Raw genomic sequence first — 9176 nt, 5'->3', positions numbered from 1 at the left:
GCGTTGTCGTCGGTCGCCCGATGTCCCCCAGCCTGGCGGCCGGGAGGTGCCCCCACCGCATCGCCTCCCTCCTCCGCCTTGCGATGCACGCACCCAGACGCCGCCCGGCCCGCCCTCCGGGCGGACGACGGGGGTGTGAAGACAGGCCCCGCCGGCTCCGGCCGCGCGCACCCGAGGGCCGGGCGCCCGGTCGGCGGCAGGGCCGGCCGGGCGCCCAGCCGTGCGGTCGTCGGTGCGTGGGCGGACCGTCGCACACGGAAACCGCCGGAATCCGGACCGCACCGGTCAAGGAGTGCTCAGGCCACGGCACCAAGCGAATCCAGTCGATCTTGTGCATTCTCGTGCATTGGTTAGGCTTTCAAATGTTCGCAAGGTTAAAGTCGTTCCCATGCATGCCTGGCCCGCCTCCGAGGTTCCCGCCCTGCCTGGTCAGGGGCTCCCCCTCCACATCTTCGACACTGCAGCGGGCACGGTCCGCGAGGTCGTGCCGCAGGACGGCACCGCCCGGATCTACGTCTGCGGCATCACCCCCTACGACGCGACCCACATGGGCCACGCCGCCACCTACAACGCCTTCGACCTGGTGCAGCGGGTGTGGAAGGACGCCGGTCACGACGTCCTGTACATCCAGAACGTCACCGACGTCGACGACCCGCTGCTGGAGCGCGCCGTCGCCACCGGGCAGGACTGGACGGCCCTGGCCGAGCGCGAGACGGCGCTGTTCCGCGAGGACATGACCGCGCTGCGGCTGCTCCCGCCGGCCCACTACATCGGCGCCGTCGAGTCCATCCCGTGGATCGTGCCGATCGTCCAGAAGCTGCTGGCCAGTGGCGCCGCCTACGAGGTCGACGGCGACATCTACTTCTCGGTCGACTCCGACCCGCACTTCGGCGAGGTCTCCGGCCTGACCCGCGAGGCCATGCGCCCGGTCTTCGCCGAGCGCGGCGGCGACCCGGACCGCCCCGGCAAGCGCAACCCGCTCGACGCGCTGCTCTGGCTGGCCGCCCGCCCCGGCGAGCCCGCCTGGGACACCGAGCTCGGCCACGGCCGCCCCGGCTGGCACATCGAGTGCGTCGCGATCGCGCTGCAGTACCTCGGCATGTCCTTCGACGTCCAGGGCGGCGGCAGCGACCTGTCCTTCCCGCACCACGAGATGGGCGCCTCGCACGCCCAGGTCGCCACCGGCGCCCACCCGTACGCGAAGGCGTACGTGCACGCCGGCATGGTCGCGCTGGACGGCAAGAAGATGTCCAAGTCCCGGGGCAACCTGGTCTTCGTCTCGGCGCTGCGCCGCGAGGGCGTCGACCCGGCGGCGATCCGCCTGGCCCTGCTCTCGCACCACTACCGCGAGGACTGGGAGTGGACCAAGGCCGTTCTGGACGAGGCCGTCGAGCGCCTCGCCCGCTGGCGCGCGGCGGTCTCCCGGCCGGACGGCCCGGCCGCCGAGGCGCTGCTCGCCGAGGTCCGCGCCGCGCTCGCGGACGACCTCGACGCGCCGGCCGCGCTGGCCGCCGTCGACCGCTGGGCGGTGCTCCAGGAGACCGACGGCGGCACCGACATCGGCGCCCCCGGCCTGGTCACCCGTACCGTCGACGCCCTGCTCGGCGTCGCGCTGTAGCACCGTCGGGTCCTGTAGGACCGTCATACGCCGAAGGGGCGCCAGGACCGATCGTCCTGACGCCCCTTCGGCCGTTCCGTCCTACTCGTCGTCCGCGGAGCCCTCCGGCGCCTCCCGGGTGGTCCCGGGCGCCTCCGGCTCGGCCGGCCGCTCCGCGGTGGCGTGCCCGGCCACCGGCTTCTCGCCGGTCGGACCGACGTTCTCCCGGCGGCGCAGGTAGCGCTCGAACTCGCGGGCGATCGCGTCGCCGGAGGCCTCCGGCAGCTCCGCGGTGTCCTGCGCCTCCTCCAGCTGCTGGACGTACTCGGCCACCTCGCTGTCCTCGGCGGCCAGCTGGTCGACGCCCAGCTGCCAGGCCCGGGCGTCCTCGCCGAGCTCGCCCGGCGGGATCCGCAGGTCGAGCAGGTCCTCCAGCTTGTTGATCAGGGCCAGGGTCGCCTTGGGGTTGGGCGGCTGCGCGACGTAGTGCGGCACCGCCGCCCACAGCGTCACGGCCGGCACCCCGGCGTGCGTGCAGGCCTCCTGCAGCACCCCGACGATCCCGGTCGGCCCCTCGTACCGGCTCTCCTCCAGGTCCAGCCGACGGGCCAGATCGGGGTCGGAGGTGACGGCGCTGACCGGCACCGGGCGGCTGTGCGGGGTGTCGCCGAGCAGCGCGCCCAGGATCACCACCAGCTCGACGCCCAGCTCGTGCGCGAAGCCCAGCAGCTCGTTGCAGAACGAGCGCCAGCGCATGCTCGGCTCGATGCCGCGCACCAGGACGACGTCCCGGGTCTTGGGCTCCGTCACCCGGATCACCGAGAGCCGGGTGGTGGGCCAGGTGATCCGGCGGATGCCGCCGTCCATCCAGACCGTGGGACGGTTGACCTGGAAGTCGTAGTAGTCCTCCGCGTCCAGGGCCGCGAACACCTTGCCGCCCCAGGTCTCGTCCAGGTGCGCCAGGGCCGCGGAGGCGGCGTCGCCCGCGTCGTTCCAGCCTTCGAAGGCGCAGACCATCACCGGGTCGATCAACTCGGGGACATCTTCCAGCTCGATCACCCGGCGTCTCCCTCCGAACTCCTCATCGCCCATGGAACTCCTCGCTCCACGGTCCCTACCTGCCCAGCCTACGGGCTTTGATGCGCGTCACGGCCGGGGCACCGGGACAGTCTGGGGGACCGGGCCGCCATGATCCAGCGGTTATCCGCAGGTCCGGTCACAGGAGCGCGGCGACGGTGGGCAGGTAGCCGCGGGCCTGGCCGTCGGCGGTGGGGTGGAAGGACTCCCACAGGTGGGAGACCACGATGCCGTTGATCCACTCCTCCTTGCCGCCGCCGCACGTGCCGTGCCCGTCGAAGGCCGGCCGGACGTCCGCGAAGGCGAACCCGTGGGCCTCGGACTGACGGCGGATCAGCTCGTCCAGGCGGTCGGTGAGGGCGTTGAACCGCTGCCGCCTGGACTCGGTGGCGAGCAGGCAGGTGGTGCCGGTCTGGAGCAGCCGGGGGTAGCCGGTGACGACGACCCGGGCGGCCGGGGCGGCGGCGCGGACCGCCGAGTAGAGCGCGTCGAGGCGGCCGGGCAGGTCGTCGTCCAGGTGGTGCGCGGCGGTGTCGAGGGTGCGCTCGCAGCGGGCGTCGGTGGTGAGCGGCTGGAGGCAGTCGACGGCCGCCGAGGTGAAGCCGAGGTCGTTGCCGCCCACGGTGAGGGTGACCACCGTGGTGTCCGCGGCGACCTTCGGCAGCTGGTCGCGGCGGACGTCGTCGGCCCCGGCGGCGCTGCACGCGGCGTCGGTGAGGGCGGCGCCGTGCGCCGCGGCCCACAGGGCGGGGTAGCCGCGGCCGCTGCGGTGGCAGTCGCCGCTGGCGGGGTCGTAGGAGCCGGCCGCGACCCCGGCCGCGTAGGAGTCGCCGAGCGCGGCGTACCTGGGGGCCGGGTCGGCCGCGGCCGGGGCGGCGAGGGCGGCGCAGAGCAGGGGGACGGCGGCCAGGGCGGCGACCGGGCGGGGGAGCGGCACGGCGGTTCTCCGGGGTCCGGGCGGGCCGGGCGCGGTCCGCCTCGGCCCATCGGGCACGGATCGTAGTCGATCGACTACCCGGCGTCGTGGCGTGCCCGCCGGGCGGGGCGGCGCGATGATGGACAACGGGGCCGGGCGGCGGGCGTGAGGAGCCGGACCGATGAACCGATGGCTGTGGATCGGCGCGGGCGTGGCGGCGGTGGCCGCCGGCACCGCGGTGGTGGCGGCGGACCGCGCGGGCCGCCGGCTCCCGGTGGAGCACGTCACCGAGGGCGGACTGGAACTCTCCCAGCCGCCCGGCGCGGTCTGGGACGTGCTGACCGACATCGACCTCTACCCCGCCTGGCGCCCCGACCTGACCCACGTCGAGCGGCTGCCCGCGGCGGCCGGCGGCCGGGAGCGCTGGCGCGAGTACGACCGGCACGGGCACACCACGTACGAGGTGGTCGCCAGCGAGGCCCCGCACCGCCTGGTGACCGGCATCGCCGACCCGGACCTGCCGTACGGCGGCACCTGGACGTACGTCCTGACGCCGGCGGGCCGGGGCTGCCTGCTGACCGTCACCGAGCGCGGCGAGGTCCGCAAGCCGCTGTACCGCGCGGTCTCCCACTACGTGACCGGCGAGGACGTGACCGTCCACCGCTACCTCGGCGCCCTCGCCCATCGCATGGCCTGAGCCCGGGGCGCAGCTACCCGACCCAGCCCCGCCGGTACTGCGCCCAGTCCTCGGGCGTCGCCGCGAAGTCCACGTACAGCGCGACGCCGAAGGCCGGGCGGTGCAGGTCCTCGCGGGCGAGGCCCAGCCGGACGCCGCGCACGGCCGCGTCGACCGTCTCGGCGCCGCCCCGGTGCGCCCAGGTGTCGTCCCAGTAGAACGGCAGGCCCATCAGCAGGTCGACGTCCTTCGGCGTGGCCTCCAGGGCCAGTTCGGTCTGCAGGGCGACGTAGCCGCCGAACAGCGGCTCGGTCTGCATGCTGGTGTCGTACGTCATCACCGCGATCTGGTCGACCCGGCGGGCGGTCGCGGTGAAGTAGGCCTGGTCCCACCACTTGCCGTGCCCGCTGAGGGCGATCCCCGCGGTGTGCAGGCCGGGCAGGGGGTCGATCTGCGGGGCGGCGACGGAGAGCTTGGCGCCGCGCCCGGCGGTCACCGCCCGGACCTGGTCGAGGAGGGCGAGCCAGCCGGCCGAGCCGGGGCGGATCGGCTCCATGTCGAAGTGCACCCCGTCGAAGCCGAGGTCCAGCACCTGCCGGGCGGAGGCGGTGACCCGGTCCCGGGTGGCCGCGTCCTCCAGGTCGAGGGCGTCCTTCTCGGGCTTGACCTCGTCACCCAGCCAGCCCTGCACCCGGATCTTCGGCAGTTCCCGGTGCACCGCCTCGACGAACCACTGCGCGCGCGGGTGGACGGTCGGCGGCAGCGAGCCGTCGTGCTCCAGCGGGCCGGTGTGGACGTACAGGTCGCGGATGCCGGTGCCGTCGAGCTGCCGGGCGAGCGCCGCGACGTCGGCGTCGGTCTTGCGGCCGTCCACCCAGGCGTGGCCGAGCCAGACGGCGTCCCGGCCGCGGGTGCGGGCGTCGGGCGAGAGCCGGCCGACGTCGTGCAGGCGCAGCGCGACGAGCAGTCCCCCGATCGTGGCCACCGGAACGGCCGCGGCCACGGCGAGCGCGACCAGCGCCCTGCGCCACCACGACCAGCCCCGCCAGCGGGCCCCGAATGCGCTGAACGGCACCGTCAGTGCCCGGCCCATCCGTCCCGCGGACGTGCGTGCGCGCCCCAACCGATTGCTCCCCCCTTGCGGCCGAGCGTTCAGGATACGAAATGCACAGTCGCGCCGGGCCGTGGGACGGATACCCTGGCCACGTGCGCGCCCGACCAAGCGGGAGCGCAAAGCCGACAGCCGTCGCACCAGGGAGAAGCCCCATGGCCACTGCAGCCGAACCGTCCATCACTCAGCAGAGCCGCGCGAACGCGTTGCGCGAGGCCCTCGCCACCCGGGTGGTGGTCGCCGACGGGGCGATGGGCACCATGCTCCAGGCCCAGGACCCGACCATGGAGGACTTCCAGGACCTGGAGGGCTGCAACGAGGTCCTGAACCTCACCCGCCCCGACATCGTCCGGTCCGTCCACGAGGCCTACTTCGCGGTGGGCGTGGACTGCGTCGAGACCAACACCTTCGGTGCCAACTTCGCCGCGCTCGGCGAGTACGACATCCCCGAGCGCATCTTCGAGCTGTCCGAGGCCGGCGCCCGGATCGCCCGCGAGGTCGCCGACGCGCACACCGCCGCCGACGGCCGCACCCGCTGGGTGCTCGGCTCGATCGGGCCCGGCACCAAGCTGCCCACCCTCGGCCACGCCCCGTACGAGGCCCTGCGCGACGGCTTCCAGGAGAACGCGGCCGGCCTGATCGCCGGCGGCGCCGACGCCCTGCTGGTCGAGACCAGCCAGGACCTCCTGCAGACCAAGGCCGCGATCCTCGGCTCCAAGCGCGCCCTCGCCGCGGCCGGCCTGGACCTCCCGGTGCTGGTGCAGGTGACGGTGGAGACCACCGGCACGATGCTGCTCGGCTCGGAGATCGGCGCCGCGCTCACCGCGCTGGAGCCGCTCGGCGTCGACTACATCGGTCTCAACTGCGCCACCGGCCCGGCCGAGATGAGCGAGCACCTGCGCTACCTGGCCAAGAACGCCCGGATCGGCCTGTCCTGCATGCCGAACGCGGGCCTGCCGGTGCTCGGCAAGGACGGCGCCCACTACCCGCTGTCCCCGGCCGAACTGGCCGAGGCGCACGACGTGTTCACCCGCGAGTACGGGCTGTCGCTGGTGGGCGGCTGCTGCGGCACCACGCCGGAGCACCTGCGCGCGGTGGTCGAGCGCGTCCAGGGCCGCGCGATCGCCCCGCGCACGCCGCAGCCGGATCCGTCGGCGGCGTCGCTGTACCAGGCGGTGCCGTTCCGCCAGGACACCTCGTACCTCGCGATCGGCGAGCGCACCAACGCCAACGGCTCGAAGAAGTTCCGCGAGTCGATGCTGGCCGGCGACTGGCAGGCCTGCGTGGAGATCGCCCGCGACCAGATCCGGGACGGCTCCCACCTGCTGGACCTGTGCGTCGACTACGTCGGCCGCGACGGCGTCGCCGACATGAAGGAGATCGCCGGCCGCCTGGCGACCGCCTCGACCCTGCCGATCGTCCTGGACTCCACCGAGCCGCCCGTGCTGCAGGCCGGCCTGGAGGCGCTCGGCGGGCGCGCGGTGCTCAACTCGGTCAACTACGAGGACGGCAACGCCCCCGACTCGCGCTTCGGCAGGATCGCCTCGCTGGCCCGCGAGCACGGCGCCGGCCTGATCGCGCTGACCATCGACGAGGAGGGCCAGGCCCGCACCGCGGACAAGAAGGTCGAGATCGCCGAGCGGCTGATCGCCGAGCTCACCGCGGACTACGGCATCGACGAGGGCTCGATCCTGGTCGACTGCCTCACCTTCACCCTGGCCACCGGGCAGGAGGAGTCCCGGCGGGACGGCATCGAGACGATCGGGGCGATCCGCGAGCTCAAGCGCCGCCGCCCGGACGTGCAGACCACCCTCGGCCTGTCCAACATCTCCTTCGGCCTCAACCCGGCCGCCCGCGTCGTCCTCAACTCGGTCTTCCTGCACGAGTGCGTCGAGGCCGGCCTGGACTCGGCGATCGTCCACGCGTCGAAGATCCTGCCGATCTCCCGGATCCCGGAGGACCAGCGCGAGGCCGCCCTCGACCTGGTCTACGACCGCCGCCGGGACGGCTACGACCCGCTGCAGCGCCTGCTGGAGCTGTTCGAGGGCGTCTCCTCGGCCTCGGTGAAGGCGTCCAAGGCGGAGGAGCTGGCCGCGCTCCCGCTGGACGAGCGGCTCCAGCGCCGGATCATCGACGGGGAGCGCAACGGCCTGGAGGCCGACCTGGACGAGGCGCTCACCGCGCGGCCCGCGCTGGAGATCATCAACGAGACCCTGCTGTCCGGCATGAAGGTGGTCGGCGAGCTGTTCGGCTCGGGCCAGATGCAGCTGCCGTTCGTGCTCCAGTCCGCCGAGGTCATGAAGACCGCGGTGGCGCACCTGGAGCCGCACATGGAGAAGTCCGACTCGGAGGGCAAGGGCACGATCGTGCTGGCCACCGTCAAGGGCGACGTCCACGACATCGGCAAGAACCTGGTCGACATCATCCTGTCCAACAACGGCTACAACGTCGTCAACCTCGGCATCAAGCAGCCGGTTTCGGCGATCCTGGACGCCGCGCAGGAGCACCGGGCCGACGTCATCGGGATGTCCGGGCTGCTGGTCAAGTCGACCGTGATCATGAAGGAGAACCTGGAGGAGCTCAACCAGCGCAAGCTGGCGGCCGACTACCCGGTGATCCTCGGCGGCGCCGCGCTCACCCGGGCGTACGTCGAGCAGGACCTCCACGAGATCTACGAGGGCGAAGTCCGGTACGCCCGCGACGCGTTCGAGGGCCTGCGGCTGATGGACGCGCTGATCGCCGTCAAGCGCGGCGTGCCCGGCGCGGTGCTGCCCGAGCTCAAGCAGCGCCGGCACGCCCGGGTCGAGGTGGAGGAGCCGGAGCCGGAGGTCAACCTCGGCCAGATCCGCTCCGACGTCGCCGTCGACAACGCCGTGCCCGTCCCGCCGTTCTGGGGCGACCGCATCGTCAAGGGCATCCCGTTCGCCGACTACGCGTCCTGGCTGGACGAGGACGCGCTGTTCAAGGGCCAGTGGGGCCTGAAGGCGGCGCGCTCCGGCGAGGGGCCGTCGTACGAGGAGCTGGTGGAGACCGAGGGCCGCCCGCGGCTGCGCGCCTGGCTGGACCGGCTGCAGACCGAGGGCTGGCTGGAGGCGGCCGTGGTCTACGGCTACTACCCGGCCAACTCCAAGGGCGACGACCTGATCGTCTTCCACGAGGACGGCACCGAGCGCACCCGCTTCACCTTCCCCCGCCAGCGGCGCGGGCGCCGGCTCTGCCTGGCCGACTTCTTCCGCCCGGAGGAGTCCGGCGTGCGGGACGTCGTCGGCCTGCAGGTGGTCACCATGGGCAACCGGATCTCGGAGGCGGCCAACGAGCTGTTCGCCGGGAACTCCTACCGCGACTACCTGGAGCTGCACGGCCTCTCGGTGCAGCTGGCCGAGGCGCTGGCCGAGTTCTGGCACGCCCGGGTCCGCTACGAGCTCGGCTTCTCCGGCGAGGACCCGCAGGACGTCAAGGACATGTTCGCGCTCAAGTACCGCGGCGCCCGCTTCTCGCTCGGCTACGGCGCCTGCCCGGAGCTGGAGGACCGCGCCAAGATCGCCGAGCTGCTGAAGCCCGAGCGGATCGGCGTGGTGCTCTCCGAGGAGTTCCAGCTCCACCCGGAGCAGTCCACGGACGCGATCGTGATCCACCACCCGGAGGCGAAGTACTTCAACGCCCGGTAACCAGGACGCCCCCGCGCGTTCGCTCTTTTCCGGCGAACCGGGCGTATCCTTGATGATCCTGAACGGGCCGGTCCGCTCACCAGCGGGCCGGCCCGTGCCATCCCCGGAGCACCTGCGGGGCACTCGGAAGG

At 73.3% G+C, this 9176-nt stretch carries 6 protein-coding genes; 3 read left to right on the top strand and 3 right to left on the bottom strand.

The features are described from left to right. The first annotated feature begins 388 nt into the window (after positions 1–388). A complete protein-coding gene (gene mshC / locus ACFVSN_RS20925) occupies positions 389–1618 on the top strand; it encodes a cysteine--1-D-myo-inosityl 2-amino-2-deoxy-alpha-D-glucopyranoside ligase (protein ID WP_380445475.1) in 1230 nt (409 codons plus the stop codon). An 81-nt stretch (positions 1619–1699) separates the two neighbouring features. Here mshC and ACFVSN_RS20920 read toward each other — a convergent pair whose 3' ends face one another. Next, positions 1700–2656 carry a PAC2 family protein gene (locus ACFVSN_RS20920; RefSeq protein ID WP_380445474.1) on the bottom strand — a complete coding sequence of 319 codons (957 nt, stop codon included), beginning with the start codon at positions 2654–2656 and terminating at the stop codon, positions 1700–1702. Positions 2657–2813: 157 nt separating this feature from the next. Further along, positions 2814–3611 (bottom strand): SGNH/GDSL hydrolase family protein, encoded by a 798-nt coding sequence (locus ACFVSN_RS20915; protein ID WP_380445473.1) that lies wholly within the window; start codon positions 3609–3611, stop codon positions 2814–2816. A gap of 160 nt (positions 3612–3771) precedes the next feature. On the opposite strand from ACFVSN_RS20915, the gene ACFVSN_RS20910 reads away from it, so the two are divergent. After that, positions 3772–4287, top strand: coding sequence for an SRPBCC domain-containing protein (locus ACFVSN_RS20910; RefSeq protein ID WP_380445472.1), 516 nt, complete (start codon positions 3772–3774; stop codon positions 4285–4287). A gap of 13 nt (positions 4288–4300) precedes the next feature. Here the strand turns inward: ACFVSN_RS20910 and ACFVSN_RS20905 are convergent, their stop codons facing one another. Next, complete coding sequence (locus tag ACFVSN_RS20905; RefSeq protein ID WP_387956362.1) at positions 4301–5389, bottom strand: hypothetical protein; 1089 nt, start codon at positions 5387–5389, stop codon at positions 4301–4303. A gap of 143 nt (positions 5390–5532) precedes the next feature. On the opposite strand from ACFVSN_RS20905, the gene metH reads away from it, so the two are divergent. Further along, positions 5533–9045 carry a methionine synthase gene (gene metH / locus ACFVSN_RS20900; protein ID WP_380504690.1) on the top strand — a complete coding sequence of 1171 codons (3513 nt, stop codon included), beginning with the start codon at positions 5533–5535 and terminating at the stop codon, positions 9043–9045. Positions 9046–9176 lie beyond the last annotated feature (131 nt).

Source organism: Kitasatospora sp. NPDC057904, from assembly GCF_042887925.1.
Lineage (GTDB): Bacteria > Actinomycetota > Actinomycetes > Streptomycetales > Streptomycetaceae > Kitasatospora.
This window is presented reverse-complemented; position numbering and strand designations above follow the sequence as displayed.

Coding starts and splice junctions, on each gene's coding strand:
- mshC (WP_380445475.1), top strand. CDS start 389: ATGCATGCCTGGCCCGCCTCCGAGGTTCCCGCCCTGCCTGGTCAGGGG.
- ACFVSN_RS20910 (WP_380445472.1), top strand. CDS start 3,772: ATGAACCGATGGCTGTGGATCGGCGCGGGCGTGGCGGCGGTGGCCGCC.
- metH (WP_380504690.1), top strand. CDS start 5,533: ATGGCCACTGCAGCCGAACCGTCCATCACTCAGCAGAGCCGCGCGAAC.